This is a genomic window from Paraburkholderia phenoliruptrix (assembly GCF_047325075.1).
GTDB classification, from domain to species: domain Bacteria; phylum Pseudomonadota; class Gammaproteobacteria; order Burkholderiales; family Burkholderiaceae; genus Paraburkholderia; species Paraburkholderia phenoliruptrix.
This window is the reverse complement of record NZ_CP168531.1, coordinates 1,626,410-1,648,991: the sequence shown is the minus strand read 5'-3', so window position 1 is coordinate 1,648,991 and position 22,582 is coordinate 1,626,410. Positions and strand designations below refer to the sequence as shown.

The 22,582-nt window shown below is 62.5% G+C and carries 19 protein-coding genes and 2 tRNA genes; 8 read left to right on the top strand and 13 right to left on the bottom strand.

The window, feature by feature from the left end; all coding sequences use genetic code 11:
- Positions 1-44: 44 nt before the first annotated feature.
- The 5 genes from ACEN8U_RS19615 to ACEN8U_RS19595 all read left to right on the top strand — a co-directional run bounded on the left by ACEN8U_RS19615 (position 45) and on the right by ACEN8U_RS19595 (position 7,233).
- On the top strand, positions 45-1,649 hold the full coding sequence (locus ACEN8U_RS19615; RefSeq protein ID WP_015003279.1) for a benzoate-CoA ligase family protein: 1,605 nt from the start codon (positions 45-47) through the stop codon (positions 1,647-1,649).
- Positions 1,650-1,657: 8 nt separating this feature from the next.
- A complete protein-coding gene (locus ACEN8U_RS19610) occupies positions 1,658-2,572 on the top strand; it encodes an alpha/beta fold hydrolase (protein ID WP_015003280.1) in 915 nt (304 codons plus the stop codon).
- Between the two features lie 72 nt (positions 2,573-2,644).
- Positions 2,645-2,980, top strand: coding sequence for a hypothetical protein (locus ACEN8U_RS19605; protein WP_041745574.1), 336 nt, complete (start codon positions 2,645-2,647; stop codon positions 2,978-2,980).
- An 81-nt stretch (positions 2,981-3,061) separates the two neighbouring features.
- Positions 3,062-5,173 carry a phosphocholine-specific phospholipase C gene (locus ACEN8U_RS19600; RefSeq protein ID WP_015003282.1) on the top strand — a complete coding sequence of 704 codons (2,112 nt, stop codon included), beginning with the start codon at positions 3,062-3,064 and terminating at the stop codon, positions 5,171-5,173.
- Between the two features lie 260 nt (positions 5,174-5,433).
- Positions 5,434-7,233: a methyl-accepting chemotaxis protein gene (locus ACEN8U_RS19595; protein WP_015003283.1), complete on the top strand. Its 1,800-nt coding sequence runs from the start codon at positions 5,434-5,436 to the stop codon at positions 7,231-7,233.
- Positions 7,234-7,274: 41 nt separating this feature from the next.
- On the opposite strand, the gene ACEN8U_RS19590 is transcribed toward ACEN8U_RS19595, so the two are convergent.
- From ACEN8U_RS19590 to ACEN8U_RS19580, 3 genes are all read right to left on the bottom strand, one after another.
- Positions 7,275-7,655: a DUF5594 family protein gene (locus ACEN8U_RS19590; protein WP_041746323.1), complete on the bottom strand. Its 381-nt coding sequence runs from the start codon at positions 7,653-7,655 to the stop codon at positions 7,275-7,277.
- An 82-nt stretch (positions 7,656-7,737) separates the two neighbouring features.
- Positions 7,738-7,926: a hypothetical protein gene (locus ACEN8U_RS19585; RefSeq protein ID WP_015003285.1), complete on the bottom strand. Its 189-nt coding sequence runs from the start codon at positions 7,924-7,926 to the stop codon at positions 7,738-7,740.
- Positions 7,927-8,095: 169 nt separating this feature from the next.
- Positions 8,096-9,004, bottom strand: a complete 909-nt coding sequence (locus ACEN8U_RS19580; protein ID WP_015003286.1) for a LysR family transcriptional regulator — start codon at positions 9,002-9,004, stop codon at positions 8,096-8,098.
- 141 nt (positions 9,005-9,145) lie between these two features.
- Here ACEN8U_RS19580 and ACEN8U_RS19575 point away from each other — a divergent pair, with 141 nt between their 5' ends.
- From ACEN8U_RS19575 to ACEN8U_RS19565, 3 genes are read left to right on the top strand one after another with little or no spacing between them, the layout of a single operon-like run.
- Positions 9,146-11,266, top strand: coding sequence for a 3-hydroxyacyl-CoA dehydrogenase NAD-binding domain-containing protein (locus ACEN8U_RS19575; protein ID WP_041746325.1), 2,121 nt, complete (start codon positions 9,146-9,148; stop codon positions 11,264-11,266).
- Between the two features lie 60 nt (positions 11,267-11,326).
- Positions 11,327-12,535, top strand: a complete 1,209-nt coding sequence (locus ACEN8U_RS19570; protein ID WP_015003288.1) for an acyl-CoA dehydrogenase family protein — start codon at positions 11,327-11,329, stop codon at positions 12,533-12,535.
- 15 nt (positions 12,536-12,550) lie between these two features.
- Positions 12,551-13,705 (top strand): acyl-CoA dehydrogenase family protein, encoded by a 1,155-nt coding sequence (locus ACEN8U_RS19565; protein ID WP_015003289.1) that lies wholly within the window; start codon positions 12,551-12,553, stop codon positions 13,703-13,705.
- Positions 13,706-13,950: 245 nt separating this feature from the next.
- Here ACEN8U_RS19565 and ACEN8U_RS19560 read toward each other — a convergent pair.
- The 10 genes from ACEN8U_RS19560 to ACEN8U_RS19515 all read right to left on the bottom strand — a co-directional run bounded on the left by ACEN8U_RS19560 (position 13,951) and on the right by ACEN8U_RS19515 (position 22,445).
- A tRNA-Pro gene (locus ACEN8U_RS19560) sits at positions 13,951-14,027 on the bottom strand.
- 62 nt (positions 14,028-14,089) lie between these two features.
- Positions 14,090-14,497 carry a MerR family transcriptional regulator gene (locus ACEN8U_RS19555; protein WP_028363555.1) on the bottom strand — a complete coding sequence of 136 codons (408 nt, stop codon included), beginning with the start codon at positions 14,495-14,497 and terminating at the stop codon, positions 14,090-14,092.
- A gap of 45 nt (positions 14,498-14,542) precedes the next feature.
- Positions 14,543-14,953: an integration host factor subunit alpha gene (locus ACEN8U_RS19550; protein WP_006052505.1), complete on the bottom strand. Its 411-nt coding sequence runs from the start codon at positions 14,951-14,953 to the stop codon at positions 14,543-14,545.
- A 69-nt stretch (positions 14,954-15,022) separates the two neighbouring features.
- On the bottom strand, positions 15,023-17,458 hold the full coding sequence (gene pheT / locus ACEN8U_RS19545; protein WP_015003290.1) for a phenylalanine--tRNA ligase subunit beta: 2,436 nt from the start codon (positions 17,456-17,458) through the stop codon (positions 15,023-15,025).
- A 144-nt stretch (positions 17,459-17,602) separates the two neighbouring features.
- Positions 17,603-18,616 carry a phenylalanine--tRNA ligase subunit alpha gene (pheS, locus tag ACEN8U_RS19540; RefSeq protein ID WP_015003291.1) on the bottom strand — a complete coding sequence of 338 codons (1,014 nt, stop codon included), beginning with the start codon at positions 18,614-18,616 and terminating at the stop codon, positions 17,603-17,605.
- A gap of 158 nt (positions 18,617-18,774) precedes the next feature.
- Positions 18,775-19,134: a 50S ribosomal protein L20 gene (rplT, locus tag ACEN8U_RS19535; protein WP_006052502.1), complete on the bottom strand. Its 360-nt coding sequence runs from the start codon at positions 19,132-19,134 to the stop codon at positions 18,775-18,777.
- A 29-nt stretch (positions 19,135-19,163) separates the two neighbouring features.
- A complete protein-coding gene (gene rpmI, locus ACEN8U_RS19530) occupies positions 19,164-19,361 on the bottom strand; it encodes a 50S ribosomal protein L35 (protein ID WP_006052501.1) in 198 nt (65 codons plus the stop codon).
- 258 nt (positions 19,362-19,619) lie between these two features.
- On the bottom strand, positions 19,620-20,144 hold the full coding sequence (infC, locus tag ACEN8U_RS19525; RefSeq protein WP_075643713.1) for a translation initiation factor IF-3: 525 nt from the start codon (positions 20,142-20,144) through the stop codon (positions 19,620-19,622).
- A 49-nt stretch (positions 20,145-20,193) separates the two neighbouring features.
- Positions 20,194-22,101 (bottom strand): threonine--tRNA ligase, encoded by a 1,908-nt coding sequence (thrS, locus tag ACEN8U_RS19520; RefSeq protein ID WP_041746327.1) that lies wholly within the window; start codon positions 22,099-22,101, stop codon positions 20,194-20,196.
- A 267-nt stretch (positions 22,102-22,368) separates the two neighbouring features.
- Positions 22,369-22,445: transfer RNA gene (locus tag ACEN8U_RS19515), tRNA-Val, on the bottom strand.
- Positions 22,446-22,582: the final 137 nt, after the last annotated feature.

Here is a 22,582-nt window from a genome sequence, read left to right as displayed (position 1 = left end):
GAGCACATAACAGCCGGACCGCCCCCACTCGATGGAGGAGACATATGGAAGCCCTGTTCGAACCGGCTGCAAGCCAGCCCGCCGTAACGGCCGAGCCGCCGCCCGCGCGCTTCAATTTCGCGGCTCATCTGTTTGCATTGAACGCGTCGCGCGCCGCCAAAACCGCTTACATCGACGATAGCGGGACGACCACCTACGGCGAACTCGAGGAACGCTCGCGGCGCTTCGCGACTGCATTGCGCGAGCTGGGGGTGCATCCCGAGGAACGCGTGCTGCTCGTCATGCAGGACAGCGTTGCACTGCCGATCGCTTTTCTCGGCGCGCTGTATGCCGGCGTGGTGCCGGTGGTGGCGAACACGCTGCTCACGCCCGCGGACTATGTGTATATGCTCACGCACAGTCATGCGCGCGCGGTGATCGCGTCGCGCGCGCTCGCGGCGCATGTCACGCAAGCCATGGAGACGGCCGAGCACGACGGCTGCCAGCTTATCGTTTCCAGACGCGCATCGGCCGCAGTAGAAGACACGCCGCTCGCCGCGCCCGTGTTCGAAGACCTCGTCGATGCCGCCGAGCCTGCCACGAGGCCCGCTGCAACCGGCAGCGACGACATCGCGTTCTGGCTGTATTCGTCGGGCTCGACCGGCAAACCGAAGGGCACGGTGCATACGCACGCCAATCTCTACTGGACTGCGGAGCTCTATGCGAAGCCGGTGCTCGGCATCGTCGAGAACGATGTGGTGTTTTCCGCGGCCAAGCTGTTCTTTGCCTACGGTCTCGGCAACGCGTTGACGTTCCCGCTCTCGGTCGGCGCCACCGCGATTCTGATGGCAGAGCGCCCTACCGCCGACGCTGTCTTCGCACGTCTCACGCGCCATCGGCCGACCGTTTTCTATGGCGTGCCGACGCTCTACGCGAGCATGCTCGTCTCGCCGAATCTGCCCGCGCGCGAGGACGTCGCGATGCGCATTTGCACGTCAGCGGGCGAAGCCTTGCCACGCGAAATCGGCGAGCGCTTTACGAAGCACTTCGGCTGCGAAATTCTCGACGGCATCGGCTCCACGGAAATGCTGCATATCTTCCTGTCGAATCGCGCGGGCGCGGTCGAATACGGTACGACGGGGCGCCCTGTGCCCGGCTACGAGGTCGAGCTGCGCGACGAGAGCGGCCATGCGGTCGGCGACGGCGAAGTGGGCGACCTGTACATCAAAGGACCCAGCGCGGCGCTCATGTACTGGAGCAACCGCGAAAAGTCGCGCGCCACGTTTCTCGGCGAATGGATCCGCAGTGGAGACAAATACTGCCGCCTGCCGAATGGCTGCTATGTTTATGCGGGCCGCAGCGACGATATGCTGAAGGTCAGCGGCCAATACGTGTCGCCGGTCGAAGTGGAAATGGTGCTGGTCCAGCACGACGCGGTGCTGGAGGCCGCGGTGGTCGGTGTGGATCACGGCGGTCTCGTCAAGACGCGTGCGTTCGTCGTGTTAAAGCGCGAGTTCGCCGGGTCTGAGATACTGGAGGACGAATTGAAGGCCTTCGTGAAGGAGCGGCTCGCGCCGCATAAATATCCGCGCGACATCGTGTTCGTCGACGATTTGCCGAAAACCGCCACCGGCAAGATCCAACGCTTCAAGCTGCGCGAACTATCATAAGGTGATACATGCAGAGCCCCGCCGTCGGCACGCCGACCCTCCATTTCGCCGAGTTGCCTGGAAGCGGTTCGCGCGAGCCGCTGCGCATCGAATACCGTTGGCTCAACCCCGCGGCGGCCGGTGCGCCACTGGCGGTCTTTCTACACGAAGGACTCGGCTCGATCGCCATGTGGCGCGACTGGCCGCAAGCGTTATGCGAGCGACTCGGCCTGCGTGGGCTCGTGTATTCGCGCCCCGGATACGGCTCGTCGACACCGCGTAAGCATCACGTCAAATGGCCGGTGGATTTCATGACGGACCAGGCGCGCGACATTCTGCCCGCGCTTCTGGACGCGCTCAAGGTGGACATGCATGAACGCCGGCGCATGTGGGTGATCGGCCATAGCGACGGCGGCTCGATCGCGCTGCTCTATGCGGCGCTCTTTCCCGACGCGCTCGCGGGTGCGGTGGTCATCGCGCCGCATCTGTTCGTCGAAGACCTGTCGGTGCAAAGCATCGCGCAAACAAAAGTGCTTTACGAAACGACTGATCTGCGCAACAAGCTCTCGCGCTACCACGCGGACGTCGATTCTGCTTTCTACGGCTGGAACGATGTCTGGTTGAATCCGGCGTTCCGGCAGTGGTCGATTGCAGAGCAACTCGCGTCGATCGACAAACCGCTGCTCGCCGTGCAAGGCTATGACGACAACTACGGCACCATGGCGCAGATCGACACGATTGCGCGGTACGTCGCGCATGCGCAGCTCGCGAAGCTCGAGGCTTGCGGACATTCGCCGCATCGCGACGCCCCGGATCGACTGAACGACGTTATTGCGGCGTTCGTGTCGCGGCATGCCTGGCCGCAACCCCTCCGATCCCCAACAATTCCCCAACCCTCACCAAATCCTCAAATTTCCAAAACTTCACAAAAGTTACACAGGTAAGCGGATATTCTTTTTGCACCGCTGACCGGGGCATGCCGATGCCCGCGAGTTTCCCGTGCAGGAGAAATCGCCATGTCCTTTGTGTGGAAGCCGTGCATTGCCTCGCATGCCAAACGTTTGGCGATAGCGCTCGTGACGCTGCCGCTGTGCGCGCTGCTCGGCGCATGCGGCAACGACGACGCGAAGGCGCCTGACCCAGGCCAGCCTGGCCTCGTCGACAACAGCAACGCCAGCGGCGGCGCAAATGGCAACCCCGGCGCCCTATCGGCCAATCCGTCTTCCGTAGGGCCCGCGCCCGCCGCCGTCACGATTCAAAGCCCTGCACTACCCGCATCAAACGCCGACCCGGCATTGTCCGCAGCCGCTTCGGCGCCGCTCGCCACACCTGTTGTCCATACCGTTGATTGAGTTCCGCGCTTCACGCAACGCGCGGCTCAGGGTCGCGCGCCGCGGGGAGTGTTCCCCCTCGAAGACCCGAAGGCTCATACCATGACCTCAAAAAATCGCCGTGATTTTCTACGCTCGGCCGCGCAGGCGGCAGGTTCCTTCACCGCGTTGAGCATGCTGCCGGCCGGCATCCGCAACGCACTCGCCATTCCGGCCAACAACAAGACGGGCACGATCCGCGACGTCGAGCACATTGTCGTGCTGATGCAGGAAAACCGCTCGTTCGACCACTACTTCGGCACGCTGCGCGGCGTACGCGGTTTCGGCGATACGCGCGCGATCAATCTGCCGAACGGCAAGCCGGTCTGGTATCAGCCGCTCGCCGCCGATGCCGGCTACGTGCTGCCGTTTCGCCCCAGCGCGCCGAACCTCGGGCTGCAATTCCTGCAAGACCTCGCGCACGACTGGAACACCACACACGCCGCATGGAACGGCGGCCGCTATGACCAATGGGTGCCCGCCAAAAGCGCGACCACAATGGCCTACCTCACGCGCGAGGACATTCCGTTCCACTACCAGCTCGCCGACGCGTTCACGATCTGCGACGCGTATCACTGCTCGCTGATGGGCCCGACCGATCCGAACCGCTACTACATGTGGGCAGGCGGCGTGGGTAACGACGGCACGGGCGGCGGTCCGGTGATCGACAATTCGGAGCTCGGCTACGGCTGGTCGACGTACCCGGAAGTACTGCAAAACGCCGGCATTTCGTGGAAGATCTATCAGGACGTCGGCACGGGTCTCGATGCGAACGGTTCGTGGGGCTGGACCCAGAACGCGTACATCGGCAATTACGGCGATAACTCGCTCCTCTATTTCAACCAGTACCGCAACGCGCAGCCGGGAAATCCGCTGTACGACAATGCACGCACCGGCACGAATGCCTTGAAGGGCGACGGCTATTTCGACATCCTCAAGCGCGACGTGCAGAACAACACGCTGCCGCAAGTCTCGTGGATCGTCGCACCGGAAGCCTATTCCGAGCACCCCAACTGGCCGGCGAATTATGGTGCGTGGTACATCGACCAGGTTTTGCAGATTCTGACCTCGAATCCGGAAGTCTGGAGCAAGACCGTACTCCTCATCAATTACGACGAGAACGACGGTTTCTTCGACCATATGGTGCCGCCGTGTGCGCCCAGCTCCAGTGCGAACGGCCTGTCCACCGTCGACACCGTCAACGAGATCTATCCGGGCGACGCAAAGAACGTCGCCGCGCCGTACGGCCTCGGCCCGCGCGTGCCCATGCTCGTCGTCTCGCCGTGGTCGAAAGGCGGTTACGTGTGCTCGCAGGTGTTCGACCATACGTCCGTGATCCGCTTTATCGAACAACGCTTCGGCGAGCAGCACAATCTTGGCGAGTCGAATATTTCGCCGTGGCGTCGTGCGGTGTGCGGCGATCTGACTTCGGCATTCAACTTCAGCAATCCGAACGATGCGTTCCCCACGCTACCGAGCACGAGCGGCTATGTGCCCGCGGATAAGAACCGTCATCCGGACTATGTGCCGTTGCCGCCTGCGATTCAGGCGGTGCCGCGTCAGGAACCGGGCGTGCGCCCCGCTCGCGCGCTGCCGTATGAGCTCTTCGTGCGCGTACACGGCGAAGGCGCGGAGAAAACCGTGACGCTGCGCTTCGTCAATACGGGCAACGCAGGTGCGGTATTTCAGGTCTATCGCGCGAATAGTCCCGACGCGCCGCGCACCTACACCGTGGAAGCCGGCAAGCGCCTGCAGGACCAGTTCGCGCTGAACGCAGACGGCACCTACGATTTCACCGTGCATGGTCCGAACGGATTCTTGCGCCGCTTTACGGGGCGGCCGGTTGCCCGCAGCTGGTGGAATGGCTCCGATATCGCGCGTCCGGAAGTGCTCGAAGGTTACGACGTCGCGAACGGCAATCTGCAATTGCGGCTTGAGAACGTGGGCAGTGCGCACTGCAAGTTCACCATCGTCAATGCGTACGACCCGAAGCATGCGATCAAGCGCGTGGTGCGCGGCGGCGATACGGACGAGCTTTATCTCGATCTTCGCAATGCGCACGGCTGGTATGACCTGGCGATCACGGTCGACACCGACCCGCTCTTCACGCGCCGCTTTGCGGGCCATGTGGAGACGGGCAGGAGCAGCATGAGCGATCCTGCACTGGGCGCGTGATCGTCGACTGAATTTTCATGTTGTCATGCAACGGCCGCTGCGATAGACACGCAGCGGCCGTTCTTTCATGCTGCCACGATCGCGTTTTCTCGGACCGGGTCACAATCATCAGACGTATTGCAATCTCGGGAGCGTGCGCCAGGTCCCGCGTAAACAGGGAGAAACGCGTACTCAAGTCTTTGCGCACACGAGCCGTATACAACCTGTGAGGCGCCCGCCTCATCGACCACGACTCATTGCTCATCCGAAAGACTCCCACCATGTTTTCTTCCATTCGCGCGCGGATCGTTGCGCTGTGCGTCGCCATCGTTGTCGTTGCGCTCGCAACTAATGCGGTTCTCAACTATCTCGTCGCCAATTCGTATAACGCCGATGCCATCGACAGCAGCCTCACCGCCGTCGAGAGCGGCCATGCGGCAGGTATCAGCGACTGGGTCGCGGCCAATAGCCAGATGATCGACTCGCTGCAGGACGCCGTGCTGCAACCGGACCCCTCCGCGGCGCTCAAGCAGATCGCCGCCGCCGGCAAGTTCACCAATGTCTATGTGGGCTACGCGGACAAAACGGCAAAGTTTTCCGACCCGACCGGCATTCCCGCCAACTACGATCCGACCGGGCGCCCGTGGTACAAGCAGGCTGCGGCGGCGGGCAAACCGGTGGCAACGCCGCCCTATGTCGACGTCGGCTCTGGCAAGCTCGTGGTCGCGTTCGCCGCGCCCGTGGTACGCGACGGCGCCGTCAAAGGCGTGGTCTCGGGCGACGTCGCGATGGACAGCGTGATCGCCAATGTGAAGTCGATTCATCCGACCCCCGCGAGCTTCGGCATGTTGATCGACGCGAGCGGTCAGATCGTCGCGCATCCGGATGCAAAGCTCACGTTGAAGCCGGTGTCCGACCTGGTGATGGGGCTCGCGGGCGACAAGCTCGCGGCGCTCTTTCACGCGGAACGTCCGATACAGATGCAAGTAAACGGCAGCGCCAAGTTGTTGCGCGCGCAACCGATTCCGGGCACCGACTGGTACGTGGTCGTCGCGCTGGACAAAGCCGAAGCCACCGCCGGCATGCGCTCGCTGCTGACCGCGTCGGTCATCGCGCTGGTGGTGATTGCCGGTATTGCAGCGGCGATCGTCGCCGCCGTCACCGCGGTCTCGTTCCAGCGCCTGTCGAAAGTGCGCGATGCCATGGACGACATCGGCTCCGGCGAAGGCGACCTGACGCAGCGCCTGCCCGCCATCGGCAACGATGAAGTCGCGCAGATCGCCCGCTCGTTCAACACGTTCATCGAAAAACTGAGTCACGTCATGCGGCAGATTCGCGACGCGAGTGAATCGGTGCGTGTAGCATCGAATGAAATCGCCGCGGGCAACGTCGATTTGTCCGGCCGTACCGAATCGGCCGCGGCAAGCCTGCAGGAAACCGCGGCGTCGATGGAGGAGATCACGTCGACCGTCACGCAATCGGCGAGTGCCGCAAAGCAGGCGGACACGACGGCCGTATCGGCATCGCAGGTCGCGTCGCGCGGCGGCGCCGTGATTTCCGAAGTAATTACGACGATGGCCGAGATTCAGCACGCGTCGGTGAAGGTCTCGGACATCATCGGCGTGATCGACGGCATTGCATTCCAGACCAACATTCTTGCGCTGAACGCCGCAGTGGAAGCCGCGCGCGCCGGCGAACAGGGCCGCGGTTTCGCGGTCGTGGCGGGCGAAGTGCGCAGCCTCGCGCAGCGCAGCGCGCAGGCGGCGAAGGAAATCAAGGCGCTGATCGAAGCCACCGTCGCAAGCGTCACCTCGGGCTCGAGCCAGGTGCGCCAGGCCGGGGAAACGATGAGCGAGATCGTCAGCAACGTCGCGAACGTGACGACGATCATCTCCGAGATCACGCAAGCGGCCAACGAGCAGACGCGCGGCATTCAGGAAGTGAACCGCGCAGTGAGCCAGCTCGACGAAATGGTCCAGCAGAATGCGGCACTCGTCGAACAGTCGACGGCCGCCGCAGCCGCTTTGCAGACCCAGGCCGTGAGCCTTGCCGGTGCGGTCACCCAGTTCAAGCTGGACTAGAACGCCGGCGCACAACCGCGAGTCAAACGCAGCGCGCGGGCTTACGACTCGAAGTCGAGCCCGCCGATCAGCGCGACGGGCTCCGCTTGCGTATGCGACGCAAAATCGAGTTCGCGCGCGTGACGCCAGGCCGCGAGCTTGCGCGGCAGCGCGGCAAGATAACGGGCAAATCGCGCTTGCCCTTCATCTTTCATCAACCGCTCGATCTCGTCGCTGTCCCACGTCAGATACAGATTCAACGGATGCGCGTAGTGAGCGATATGCTCGAGCGCCGCCGCGTGAATGTGGAGTCGTGTGGGACGACCGGGACCGCCGTACGGCAGCACTTCCGTGTGCACCGTCGTGGCGAAGCACGCTGCAATGGCCTCGGCAATGCGAGGCGCGAACTCTTTGTCGAAACGGTCGGCAGTGTCTGGGCGCATCTGATTCTCCGGCGTGCTGCGCAATGAGCGGAGCATCGTAGCACGCACGGTGCGCGCCAGCGGGCGCACTTTCTAGCAGGCGCTATCCGACGCGCTTGCCTCTTTGCGCCCGAGCGTTGCGCCTGCGAATCGCAAAACTGATGAGCGCGGCAAACGCAGCCGTCGCTGCATAACCGGCAAGGCGAATGGCCTGCTCGGCCGGCAGGCGCGCGATCAGCAGCGCCGCAACCGCGCTCGCGAGCACGGTGAGCAAGGCAACTGTCCACTTCATTCTGGTCTCCCCTGACGTTTCGACGTGCTGCCGGACGGCGCGTCTGCGCTCTTGTTCACAGCATACTGAGGGCAGGCGGCGGCGCAATTGTCCATAACCCGCAAGCCGCGCCGAACACTCTCAGTAAGCCGCGCCCGCCACCCAGCCGAAACCCTGCGAAAACCGCAAACTAGGCCGCACCGCCTCTTCCGCTCGCGCGCGCGTGTTCGAGAATGAATTCGATGAACGTCGCCGCCGCCCGCGTGTGATGGCGGTTCGGCATGTACAGCATGTACATGTTCGTGCCGAAGATGCTCAGGCGCCACTCGTCGAGCGTCGTCACCACGTCGCCTCGTTTCAGATCGTCATGCACCACGTAGTCGGGCACGATGCCGACGCCCAGTCCCGCCAGCACCGCCTGCCGCAGAAACAGAAAATTCTCGGAGATGATGGTCGGTTCGAGCAACACCTCATGACGCTCGTCGTGTAGATAAGCGGCGACGCGCAATTGCCGCCCCACCACGGCTGCCGTGATCAGCGGCGCGGTGCGCAGATCGTCGAGCTGAACCGGCATGCCGTGGCTGTCGGCGAACGAACGCGAAGCGCAGGCAACGTAGCGCACGGACCCCATATCGCGCGCGACGAGATTTTGCGGCGGCTCGGACATGATCCGCACGGCGATGTCGACTTCGTCGCGCATCAGATCCTCCACGCGGTTCTCGAACAGCACATCCAGCACAATGCCGGGATAGCGCCGCTTGAATTCGATAAGCCACTCGGACATGACGAGCTGGCCGTAACCGCTCGGCACGCTTAAGCGCACGCGCCCTTGCAGGCTTTGCCCGAGCGTCGTCACCGATTCGCGCGCGGCGAGCAGCGCGTTCCGGATCGCGCGGCCGTGCTCGTATAACTGCAGACCGATCTCCGTGGGCTCGACGCGGCGCGTGGTGCGCCGAACGAGTTGCAAGCCGACCGAGCGCTCCAGCTGATTCAGGTGATAGCTCACGTTCGCGCGGCTCATTTTGAGGCGCCGCGCGGCTTCGCTCAGGTTGCCCGCGTCCAGGATTTCCACCAGGAGGGTCAGCGAATTGACGTCCACGAAAAGGCCTTTGTCAAATTTACTTTGACAGTCTGTCAACCGTTCATGTGATTGTCAATGAACCTTGACCGCTCCACAATCGGCGGCATTCGCGCGAAGCGGCATCGGCGCGCGCCGACTATCAGCCAGGAGACGACACGCATGACCCCTATCCCTTCAGCCGACGTCGTGACGCGCGAATTGCGCGGCAAGGTGCTGCTCGTGACGATCGACCACGCGCCCGTCAACGCCCTTTCCGCGGACGTGCGGCGCGGCCTGCTGGCCGCGATCGAAGCCGCGGACAGCGACCGCTCGGTGGAAGCGGTGCTGCTCGTCGGCGCGGGCCGTAACTTCATCGCCGGTGCGGATATTCGCGAGTTCGGCAAGCCGCCGGTGCCGCCCTCGCTGCCGGACGTGTGCAACCGCATCGAGGCGTGTACGAAGCCGGTCGTCGCGGCGATTCACGGCGCGGCGCTCGGCGGCGGTCTGGAAGTCGCGCTCGCGGCGCACTACCGGATTGCCGTCGAAGGCGCGAAGCTCGGGTTGCCCGAAGTGCAACTCGGCCTGCTGCCCGGCGCGGGCGGCACACAGCGCACGCCGCGCCTGATCGGCGCCAAGGCCGCGCTCGATCTGATGTTGAGCGGCCGCCACGCGAGCGCCAAAGAAGCCCTCGCGCTAGGCCTCGTCGACCGGCTCGGCGCAAGCGGCGACATCCTCGCTGAGGGCCTCGCCTATGCGCACGCGCTGCTGGCCGCCCATGCAACAGCACGCCGCACGCGCGACGCCGCCGCATTGAGCGACCGCGCGGCCAGCCTCGCGGCGCTCGCCGCGGCGCGCACGGAAACGGAAAAAAAGTCGCGCGGTCTCTTTTCGCCGCTGAAGATCGTCGATGCCGTCGAGGCCGCCGTCACGCAGCCATTCGAAGAAGGTTTGCGCGTCGAACGTCAACTCTTTCTGCAATGTCTCGACAGCCCGCAACGCGCGGGCCTGGTGCACGCGTTTTTTGCCGAGCGTGAAGTGCTGAAAGCGCCCGAGACGCGCGATGCAAAACCACGCGCACTCGAGGCAATCGGCGTAGTGGGCGGCGGCACGATGGGCGCCGGCATTGCGGTGGCAGTGCTGGACGCGGGTCTGCCCGTGACGATGATCGAGCGCGACGAGGCATCACTCGCGCGCGGCCGCGCGCACATCGAGAAGGTCTATGACGGACTGATCGCGAAGGGCCGCATGAGCGCGGCGAAGAAGGCCGAACTGATGGCGCGCTGGACCGGCAGCACGTCGTACGAAGCACTCGCGAACGCCGACCTCGTGATCGAGGCCGTGTTCGAAGATCTCGCAGTCAAAAAGGCCGTGTTCGCCGAACTCGATCGCGTCTGCAAAGCGGGCGCGGTGCTCGCGACCAACACGTCGTATCTCGACATCGACGCGATAGCCGCCAGCATTTCGCGGCCCGCCGACGTGATCGGTCTGCACTTCTTCTCGCCGGCCAACATCATGAAGCTGCTCGAAGTCGTCGTGCCGAGGGCCGTGAGCGCTGACGTGGTCGCGACCGCGTTCGAGCTTGCGAAGAAACTGCGCAAGACGCCTGTGCGCGCGGGCGTGTGCGACGGCTTCATCGGCAACCGTATTCTGGCGGTGTATCGCAGCGCGGCCGACGCCATGATGGAAGACGGCGCGTCGCCCTATCAGATCGACGCGGCCGTGCGCGCGTTCGGCTTTCCGATGGGACCGTTCCAGGTGGTGGACCTCGCGGGCGGCGACATCGGCTGGGCCGCGCGCAAACGGCGCGCCGCGACGCGCAATCCGGCGGCACGCTATGTACAGATCGCCGACCGCCTGTGCGAGCGCGGCTGGTTCGGCCAGAAAACGGGCCGTGGATTTTATCTGTACCCCGAAGGATCGCGCAGCGGCCAGCCGGACCCGGAAGTAGAGGCGATTATCGACGCGGAGCGCGCACGCGCCGGCATCACACCGCGCTCTTTCACCGACGATAAGATCATGCGCCGCTACATGGCCGCCATGATCAACGAAGGGGCGAACGTCGTGCATGAGCGGATCGCGCTGCGCCCGCTCGACGTCGACGTGACGTTTCTGTATGGCTACGGATTTCCGCGCTATCGCGGCGGTCCGATGAAATATGCGGACATGGTGGGCCTGCCGCGCATTCTCGCGGACATTCGCGAGTTTGCGAAGGAAGATCCGCTGCTCTGGCAGGCGTCGCCGCTCCTCGTCGAACTCGTCGAGCGCGGCGCGGATTTCGCGAGCCTCAATCAGACAGTCTGACACGGCGCAACCGCCGGCATAGCCCGGCGCGACCGCTCAACCTCCCCACAGGGAATTGCGATGAACCTGAATTTCACGCCCGAAGAAGAAGCCTTTCGCACCGAGGTGCTCGCGTTTCTGCGCGACAAACTTCCGCAGCGTCTTGCCGACAAAGTGCAGGGCGGCCGGCGGCTCACGCGTGAAGACATGGCCGAATGGCACGCCATTCTCAACGAGCGCGGCTGGCTCGCGAACCACTGGCCGCGGGAATACGGCGGGCCCGGCTGGAGCCCGGTGCAGAAATTCATCTTCGAGAACGAATGCGCGCTCGCGGGCGCGCCGCGCGTCGTGCCGTTCGGCGTCAATATGCTCGGGCCCGTGCTGATCAAATACGGCAGCGATGCGCAAAAGCGTCACTGGTTGCCGCGCATTCTCGACGGTTCCGACTGGTGGTGTCAGGGCTATTCGGAACCCGGCGCGGGTTCCGACCTCGCGTCCGTGAAAACCACTGCAGTGCGCGGCGTGGATGCGGATGGCGAGCACTACATCGTCAATGGTCAGAAGACGTGGACGACGCTCGGCCACTACGCGAACATGATTTTCTGCCTCGTGCGCACTGCGACCGACGTGCGCAAGCAGGAAGGCATCAGCTTCCTGCTGATCGACATGACAACGCCAGGCGTCGAGGTGAGGCCGATCATCACGCTCGATGGCGAACATGAAGTCAACGAAGTGTTTTTCACCGACGTGCGGGTGCCCGCCGCCTATCTCGTCGGCGAAGAAAACAAGGGCTGGACCTACGCGAAGTATCTGCTGACGTACGAGCGCACGAACATCGCGGGCGTCGGCTTTTCGGTGGCGGCCTTCAACCGGCTGCGCAAAATCGCGGCAAAACAGCGGCGCAACGGGCGGCCGCTCGCAGAAGACCCGGCGTTTGCGGCGCGCATGGCGCGCGTCGAAATCGATCTGGAGAACATGAAGACCACGAACCTGCGCGTGATTGCCGCAGTGGCGGGCGGCGGCGTGCCGGGCGCGGAAAGTTCGATGCTCAAGATTCGCGGCACCCAAATCCGTCAGGAGATCTCGTCGCTCACGCGCCGCGCGATGGGACCGTATGCGCAGCCGTTTATCGAAGAAGCCTTGCACGAAGGCTATCGGGGTGAGCCCGTGGGACCCGATGAGGCGGCGAGCGCGGCGGCGCAATACTTCAACAATCGCAAGCTGTCGATTTTCGGCGGGTCGAACGAGATCCAGAAGAACATCATTTCCAAAATGATCCTCGGACTGTAAGAGGAAGCGTACGTCATGAATTTCCAGCACACTGAAGATCGCCGCATGCTCGCCGAGACGCTGAACCGTTTCGTCAGCGAACAATACGGCTTCGGGACGCGCGATCGGATCGCCCGATCGCCCGAGGGTTTCAGCCGTGAATTGTGGAATCGCTTCGCAGAACTAGGCATTATTGGCGCGCTGTTCGACGAAACGAGCGGAGGCTTCGGCGGCGAGGGCTTCGATATTGCCGTGGTGTTCGAGAGCCTCGGACGCGGCCTCGTGGTCGAGCCGTTTCTGGACACGCTCATTGTCGGCCAGGCGATTGCTCGCAGCGGCAATGACGCGCAGCGCGCACGGCTTGGCGAATTGATCGACGGCTCACGCATTGCCGCGTTCGCGCACGGCGAGCCGGATAGTCACTACGAGCTGGCCCGCGTGACGACGCGCGCGCAGCGCAAAAGCAGCGGCAGTGGCAGCGGCAGTGGCAACGCGTGGCAACTGAGCGGCGCCAAGGCGGTCGTCCAGCACGGCGAGCACGCCTCCCTCTTCCTGGTGTCGGCGCGCACTGAGGGCGAAGACGATTCCGAGCACGGCGTGAGCCTCTTTCTCGTGCCACGCGACGCGGTGGGCGTGAGCGTGCGCGGCTATCCGAAGATCGACGGCGGACGCGCGGCGGAAGTCAGTTTCGACAACGTCATGCTCGGCGCCGACGCGCTCATCGGCGAGGCAAACAACGGCTTTGCCACGCTCGAATACGCCATTGCGTGCGGAGTACTCGCATTATGCGCGGAAGCGCTCGGCGCGATGGAAAGGGCGAAGGACTCCACGCTCGACTACCTGCGCACGCGCAAGCAGTTCGGCGTGGCGATCGGCAGCTTTCAGGCGTTGCAGCACAGAATGGCCGACATGCTGCTGGAAATCGAGCAGGCGCGCTCAGCTGTGATCAATGCCGCGGCGGCGCTCGGCGCCGAGCGCAAGGTGCGGGAGCGAGTGGTGTCGGCGGCCAAGTACAGCATCGGCAGGATCGGCACGCTGGTCGCGCAGGAATGCATCCAGTTACATGGCGGGATCGGCATGACGTGGGAGTTGCCGCTTGCTCACTACGCCAAGCGGCTCGTGATGATCGATCATCAGCTAGGCGATGAGGATCATCACCTGGAGAGGTTTGTCGCGTTGGGGCGCGAGTGAAATTCGCGAGCGCGCTTGTCGTTCTGGCCGGGGAGTACCACTGCCAGGATGGCCGTCTCCAGTTATCAGCCCGCGCCGCCCCGACACTCCCCACTTTTTCGATAAGTTTGCGTTGAGACGGATAACCACTGCGATTGATACACACCCCGACGCCGGGGGCTTTGTGGGGGTCTTCACTGTGTGGGGGGCTTCGGTCAGAAACGAAAAAGGCCTTACAAGCATTGCTTGTAAGGCCTTGATTTCTTTGGTCGGGGCGAGAGGATTTGAACCTCCGACCACCTGCACCCCATGCAGGTACGCTACCAGGCTGCGCTACGCCCCGAACAGCAAGAAATTATAACAGACACTTCATTCGATGAGAACCGCTTGCACTAACAAAGCCGCTTAACGATTCAACAGATCGATCACATGCAGCAGTTCCTTGCGCAACTGCTCGACATCGACTGCGACGGTAGTGGGCGCCGGCGGCGCGATGCCCTCGACCTGCTCGCCGGCTTCGGCCGGCGCACCGTGTGCGCCGCCGCCGTGCGAATCGAGCCGGTTGCGCGCACCGTTGATGGTGAAGCCCTGCTCGTACAACAACTCCCGGATTCGCCGGATCAGCAGCACCTCGTGATGCTGATAGTACCGGCGATTGCCGCGCCGCTTCACCGGACGCAACTGCGTAAACTCCTGCTCCCAATAGCGCAACACGTGCGGCTTCACACCGCATAGTTCGCTGACCTCACCAATCGTGAAGTAGCGTTTCGCCGGAATCGGAGGCAAGACGACTTTTTCCATCGTCGCTGTCATCGTCAGTTAGCCGTCGTGGTGGTTGCGCAGGAACGCACCAGTCGGTCAGCGCGTGAAGCTCGCTTCCGCGCCGTTTTCGACCAGAGCCTTCAGCTTTTGACTTGCATGGAACGTCACAACGCGGCGCGCGGCAATCGGAATCGCCTCGCCGGTTTTCGGATTTCTGCCGGGACGCTGCGGCTTGTCGCGCAACTGGAAGTTGCCGAAGCCCGAGAGCTTGACGCTGTCGCCGCTCTCCAGCGCGTCGCGGATCACCTCGAAAAACGCTTCAACCATGTCTTTCGCTTCCCGCTTGTTGAGCCCGACATTGTCGAACAGCAACTCGGCAAGTTCCGCCTTGGTGAGCGTCGGCGTTTCGGTTGAAACGGCGGCGGGTGATGTCGGAATTTCTCGAATCATGGCGCTGCGTTGCGCCGTAAGAAGCGCTTCGAAATCACTCGAGTTCATTTCATTCATATCTATCAAATGGCGCGCGAGACAGAAAACAAAGGATGCGGAAACAGCCGTGCAATTGTTAAATGCGGGTTATCCGCGCAACCGTGCGCCATATACTCGAGCCAGACGTTCCACCAGAGTCTGAATGGCCAGATCGACCGTTTCGTCCTGAAGGGTCCCGCCAGTATCTTGCAAGGTAACCCGGAACGCAAGGCTTTTCTCGTGAGCCGCCAGACCACCGGAAGTGTTTGATTTTGGACGGAATTCGTCGAAAAGCGCAACCCTCTGAACGGTCTTGCAGGCGGCCTCCGACTGGGCCTTCTGGAGCTCGTCGAGAAGCGCCTGCACCTCGATTTTCTGATCGACAACCACCGCGATATCGCGCCGCACCGGCGGGAATTTAGACACTTCCGACGGTGTGGGCAATACGCGTTGCATTAATGCGTCCGCTTCCAGTTCAAACAGAATCGGCGCATGCGGTAAATCGTATTTTTGCATCCAGCGCGGATGCAGTTCGCCAATCCAGCCGATCGCGCGGCCGTTCAGTTCAATGCGCGCGCTGCGCCCCGGATGCAGCGCCGGATGCTCCGCTTTCACGAAGCGCGCCACCGCCGGCGCGAGCAGCGCCTCCACGTCGGCCTTGACGTCGAAGTAGTCGACCGTGCGCGCGGGCGCGCCCCACTGCTCCTCGAGCGCCGGGCCGTAAGCGAGGCCGCCGATCATCTTCGGCTGCGCGAAGCCTTCGACCGTCAGTTCGCCGGCCTTGATCGACGGATCGTGCAGGAACACGCGGCCGGCTTCGAACACGCGCACGCGATCGGCGGTGCGGCGGTTCAGATTCGTGCGCAGCACATGGATCAGGCTGCCGAACAGCGTGGTGCGCATGACGGAGAGCTGGCTCGCGATCGGGTTCAGCAGGCGCACCGGCTTGTCGTTGCCGGCAAAGTCCTGTTCCCACTCGGCGTCGACGAAACTGAAGTTCACCGTTTCCGCGTAGTCGCGCGCGGCGAGCGTGTGGCGCAGAGTGTGGATCGAGCGGCGCGTTTCGTGGGTGGCGCGCATTTCGCTCTTCGCGACCGGCGGCCGCGCAGGAATCTTTTCGAAGCCGTAAATGCGCGCGACTTCCTCGATCAGGTCCTCTTCGATTTCAATGTCGAAGCGGTACGACGGCGGCGTCACCGAGAAGGTGTCGCCGTCGCGCTCGAACGGAAGACCCAAGCGCGTGAAGATCTGGGCGATCTCGTCGGCGCCGATCGCGACGCCGATGATGCGGTTTGCGCGCGACACGCGCATCTTCACCGCCTGGCGCTGCGGCACATTGACGATCTGGTCGTCGACCGGGCCCGCCTCGCCGCCGCAAATATCGAGGATCAACTGCGTGATGCGCTCAATATGCTCGACGGTCGTCGCATAGTCGACGCCGCGTTCGAAGCGATGGCCCGCGTCCGTCGAAAAGTTGTACTTGCGCGAGCGGCCGCGAATGCTGTCGGGCCACCAGAATGCGGCTTCGAGGTAGATGTTGGTGGTGTCGAGCGTGACGGCCGTGCTGTCGCCGCCCATGATGCCCGCGAGGCTTTCAATGTGCCGGTCGTCGGCGATCACGCCGACCGTTTCGTCGAGCTCGACGGTGTTGCCGTTCAAGAGCTTGAGCGTTTCGCCCTTGCGGCCCCAACGCACCTCCATGCTGCCGTGGATCTTGTCCAGGTCGAACACGTGCGACGGACGGCCCAACTCGAGCATCACATAATTGGAAATGTCGACGAGCGCCGAGATGCTGCGCTGACCGGAACGCTCCAGACGTTCGACCATCCATTGCGGCGATTTCGCACGCGCATTGACACCGCGGATGACACGACCAGAGAAACGGCCGCAGAGATCGGGCGCCGAAATGCGCACAGGCAGTGTCTCGTCAAGCTTGACTTGCACCGGCTTGATGTCGAGCGGACGCAACGGCGCGCCCGTGATGGCGGACGTTTCGCGCGCCACGCCGAACACCGACAGGCAGTCCGCCTTGTTAGGCGTCAGCTTGATTTCGAAAACGGTGTCGTCGAGATTCAGCGTTTCGCGGATGTCCTGGCCGATCGGCGTATCGTCCGGCAGGATCAGCAGGCCGCTATGATCTTCGGAGAGCTTGAGTTCGCGCGCCGAGCACAGCATGCCCTGGCTTTCCACGCCGCGCAGCTTCGACAGTTTGATCGCGAACGGTGCGCCGCCCTCTTCGGCCGGCGGCAGTTGCGCGCCGACCAGTGCGACCGGCACCTTGATGCCCGGCGCCACGTTCGGCGCACCGCAAACGATGTTCAGCGTCGCGCCGGTGCCGGCGTTGACCTGGCAGACATTGAGCTTGTCTGCGTCCGGATGCTTGACGACTTCCAGCACCTGGCCCACTACGATCTTCGAGGTAGGCGGCGCGGCCGGTCGCAGGTCTTCCACTTCGAGACCCGCCATCGTCAATGCGTGCGACAGCTCGTCCGTCGTCAGTTGCGGATCGACAAAGGTTCTCAGCCAGGATTCCGGGAATTGCATGGTTCTGTGTACGTTCTGATCGGGTTAGGTCCGCGTGAGGCAAATGCGAGCTTCACTGCAAGTCACTGCCGGGACACCTGGCGGCATGCACTGGGTGCGTTGCCGCGCTCTATGCTTGTCGCGCCGCGCGCGGCGCGTGCTCGGTCAGGCAAACTGGCGCAGGAAGCGCAGGTCGTTTTCGAAGAAAAGACGCAGGTCCTGCACGCCATAGCGCAACATGGTGAGCCGCTCGAGGCCGCTGCCGAACGCGAAGCCGATGTAGCGCTCCGGGTCGAGGCCCATGTTGCGGATCACCGTGGGATGAACCTGCCCCGAGCCGGAAATCTCGAGCCACTTGCCCGCGTTCTTGCCCGTTTCGAACAGCATGTCGATTTCGGCCGACGGTTCGGTAAACGGGAAATAGGACGGGCGAAAGCGCACCCGAATATCGTCGCGCTCGAAGAACTTCTTGAGGAAGTCGGTATAGACGCCCTTCAGGTCGGCAAAGCTGATGTTCTCGTCGATCCACAGGCCTTCGACCTGGTTGAACATGGGCGAGTGAGTCGCGTCGCTGTCCACGCGGTACGTGCGCCCCGGCACGATCACCTTGATGGGCGGCGTGTTGGTGCGCGCGTAACGCACCTGCATCGGGCTCGTATGCGTGCGCAGCAGCAGTTGGCGGCCGTCGGCGTCTTTGCCGTCGACATAGAACGTGTCCTGCATGGACCGCGCCGGATGATTTTCCGGACTGTTCAGCGAAGTGAAGTTGTACCAGTCGGTTTCGATCTCGGGGCCGTCGGCCACGTCGAATCCGATGCTGCCGAAAATCTGTTCGACGCGCTCCCAGGTGCGCATGACCGGGTGCAGGCTGCCAACATGAGCGCCACGGCCCGGCAAGGTAACGTCGATCGCTTCGGCGGCGAGGCGCTGGTTCAGCAACGCGTCGGCTAGCGCCTGACGGCGTGCGGTCAATGCGGCTTCAACTTGTTGCTTGACGAGGTTGATCCGTGCGCCTTCGGTCTTGCGCGTGTCGGGATCGAGCTTGCCAAGGCCCTTCAACAGTTCGGTCAGCGCGCCCGACTTGCCGAGAAAGCGCGCTTTCTCGTTCTCGAGCGTGGTGACGTCGGAGGCTTCTGCGAAGGCTTTTTGCGCGTCGGCGACAATCTGGTCCAGATCCATTGATCCCATCATTTCAACGTCAGTGTTCTATCGAAACAAAACCGGTTCTACCAACAAAAACGGGGCTCGGTGAGGAGCCCCGTTTTTGTTGCAGCGTCACCGAGACTACCGGATGTTCGCTGCAACGAACCACGCAGTGTTAATTGCCAGAAGCGCAATCAGGCTGCAACGGCGGCTTTCACCTGCTGAACGATCGCAGCAAAAGCAGCCTTGTCGAACACAGCCATGTCGGCCAGCACCTTGCGGTCCAGTTCGATCGAAGCCTTCTTCAGGCCGTTGATGAACACGCTGTACGTCATGTCGTGCTGACGCACCGCCGCGTTGATACGCGTGATCCACAGTGCGCGGAACACACGCTTCTTGTTGCGGCGGTCGCGGTAGGCGTACTGGCCTGCGCGCATGACCGCCTGCTTGGCGATGCGATAGACGTTATTGCGACGGCCGCGGTAACCCTTGGCCAGCTTGATGATCTTCTTGTGACGGGCCCGTGCGGTAACCCCACGTTTTACTCGAGGCATGTTTCGCTCCTATGAGTGTCGGTTAAGGGTTAAGCGAACGGCAGCATTGCGCGCACGGAGTTCAGATCGGAATCATGAACGGCCGTCGAACCGCGCAGATGGCGTTTGTTCTTGGTGGTTTTCTTGGTAAGAATGTGGCGCTTGAAGGCCTGACCGCGCTTGACGGTACCGCCCGGACGCACCACGAAGCGCTTTGCAGCACTCTTCTTGGTCTTCATCTTCGGCATGACAACTCCATTATTAGATGGACATGGGTGTGCGGTCGGCCAGATGGCCATGACCCGCCCTTCGAAACCCATTCCACTTGGTATGCAGACTGCCGATACCGCCGGCAGCCGCTTTTCAGGAAACGACGCGCATCTGCATAAGCGCCGCTCCGAAACCCGCTGACGCCGCACCGGACACCCGGCGCGACATCGTCAACCTGCATAACCAGAGCGCGCACCACACGGTGCGCCGCTGCTCTGGCCGTTTCACTTCTTGCTTTACTTCTTTTTCTTCGGAGCGAGCACCATGATCATCTGGCGCCCTTCCATTTTCGGCATTTGCTCGACCTGACCGACTTCGTCCAGATCGGTGCGCAGGCGTTCCAGCATGCGCATGCCGATTTCCTGGTGAGCCATTTCGCGGCCACGGAAACGCAGCGTGATTTTCGTCTTGTCGCCGTCTTCGAGGAAGCGAACGAGGTTACGCAGCTTGACGTTGTAATCGCCGTCGTCGGTACCCGGGCGGAATTTGACTTCCTTGACCTGGATGACCTTCTGCTTGAGCTTCGCCTCGTGTTGCTTCTTCGCTTCCTGGTACTTGAACTTGCCGTAATCCATCAAACGGCAAACCGGCGGGACCGCTTGAGGAGCGATTTCGACCAGATCCACATCTTGCTGTTCCGACATGCGGAACGCATCAGCGAGTTTCACGATGCCGAGCGGTTCGTTCTCGACGCCGACCAGACGCACCTCGGGTGCCGTAATTTCACCGTTGATGCGGTGCGCAGACTTATCAGTAGCGATGTTACGTTTCCTCTAAAAATTAAAAAAACGAGCCGGGCTGCCAAGTGGCTCAGTTGAACGACTGCACGTCCTGGCGCAGACGCTCAATGAAGGTCTCGACAGGCATCACGCCTAGGTCGACACCGCCACGGGCACGCACGGCTACCGTTTGGGCTTCACGCTCCTTGTCGCCGACCACAAGCAGATACGGCACCTTCTCGAGCGTGTGCTCACGTATTTTATAGCTAATCTTCTCGTTGCGCAAATCAGCCTCCACTCTAACCCCTTGTTTTTGCAACGTTTGGGCCAGAGACTGGGCGTATTCCGCCTGACTTTCGGCGATATTCATCACCACGACCTGCATCGGCGCGAGCCACGCAGGCATTGCACCGGCGTGGTGCTCGATCAGGATGCCGAGAAAGCGCTCCATTGATCCGACGATTGCCCGGTGCAGCATGATCGGCCGCCGACGGCTATTGTCTTCCGCGACATATTCTGCGCCGAGACGCTCCGGCAGGACCATATCGAGCTGCAACGTGCCGCATTGCCACGAGCGGCCGAGCGCGTCCTTGATGTGGTACTCGACCTTCGGACCGTAGAACGCGCCCTCGCCCGGCAATTCTTCCCAGCTCACGCCGCACGCGGTCAGCGCTTCGCGCAGACCCTGCTCCGCGCGGTCCCAGGTTTCGTCCGTGCCGGCGCGCGCGTCCGGGCGCAACGACAGCTTGATCTCGACATTGTCGAAGCCGAAATCCTTGTACACGCTCATCGCGAGCGTGTTGAAGGCGATCGACTCGCTGATGAACTGGTCTTCGGTACAGAAGATGTGCGCGTCGTCCTGCACGAAACCGCGCACGCGCATCAAGCCATGCAGCGCGCCCGACGATTCGTTGCGGTGGCACGAGCCGAACTCCGCGTAACGCAGCGGCAGGTCGCGATAGGAGCGCAAGCCGTGGTTGAACACCTGCACGTGACCCGGGCAGTTCATCGGCTTGATCGCGTAGTCGCGCTTTTCCGATTCCGTCGTGAACATGTTTTCACGATAGTTCTGCCAGTGGCCCGACGCTTCCCACAGCGACCGGTCCATGATCATGGGCGTCTTGATCTCGAGGTAGCCCGCCTCGTTCACGCGGCGGCGCATGTACTGCTCGACCTGCTGCCACAACGTCCAGCCGCGCGGATGCCAGAACACCATGCCGGGCGACTCGTCCTGCATATGAAAGAGGTCGAGCTGCTTGCCGAGCTTGCGGTGATCGCGCTTTTCGGCTTCTTCGAGCATGTGCAGATACGCGTCCTGGTCTTCCTTCTTCGTCCAGGCCGTGCCGTAGATACGCTGCAGCTGTTCGTTCTTCGAATCGCCGCGCCAGTAGGCACCCGCGACCTTCATCAGCTTGAAGACCTTGAGCTTGCCGGTGGACGGCACGTGGGGGCCGCGGCACAGGTCGGTGAAGCCGCCGTGCGAGTACAGCTTGATTTCATCGCTAGCGGGAATCGACTCGATGATCTCCGCCTTGTACTTCTCGCCGATGCTCTTGAAGTAGTCCACCGCCTCGTCGCGCGACACGACACGGCGCGACACCGGCTCGTCCTTCTTCGCGAGCTCCTGCATGCGCTTTTCGATCTTTTCCAGATCTTCGGGCGTGAAAGGACGGTGATAGGCGAAGTCGTAGTAAAAGCCGTTATCGATCACCGGGCCGATGGTGACCTGGGCTTCGGGATACAGGTCCTTCACCGCGTAGGCGAGCAGGTGCGCCGTGGAGTGACGAATGATATCGAGACCGTCTGCGTCTTTTTCCGTGACGATGGCAAGCGCCACGTCGCGATCGATCAGCGTGGACGTGTCGACCAGCTCGCCGTCGATCTTGCCGCCGAGCGCGGCCTTCGCGAGGCCGGGGCCGATAGACGCGGCCACTTCGGCGACGGTCACCGGATGCTCGTACTGTCGAACAGAACCGTCAGGCAGACGTATCGAAACCATTGTGTTCTCCGTGGTGCCGACCGGCGGCGGCACATACAACCAGGTGAAAAAGCCAAAAAAAATGCGGCCCCGCTTTCGAGGGGCCGCATTCACATTTCCTGCAAACTGCACTGGCGAAAGTGGTCCTCGACTAGCGTCGCTCCGAAGTGGTTTCGGTCAACGTTCGCGGTGCCATAACCGTATCGCCCTTCGCCGTATTCGCCTTTTGCGCCACAGGCGCTTACTGCAGTTTGCGAAACCCCGGCCATGCCGGAATTTCTTTTTCGTTGGTAGGCTCGATTGGACTCGAACCAACGACCCCCACCATGTCAAGGTGGTGCTCTAACCAGCTGAGCTACGAGCCTGAAGAAACGAGATTATATGGAGCCCCGCACAGCTTGGCAAGTACTTTTATGCACCGACTTTAAATCCCGGCACGCGCCGGTTAATCAACGACAACGCAACGACAACGCAACGACAACGCAACAACAACGCAACAACA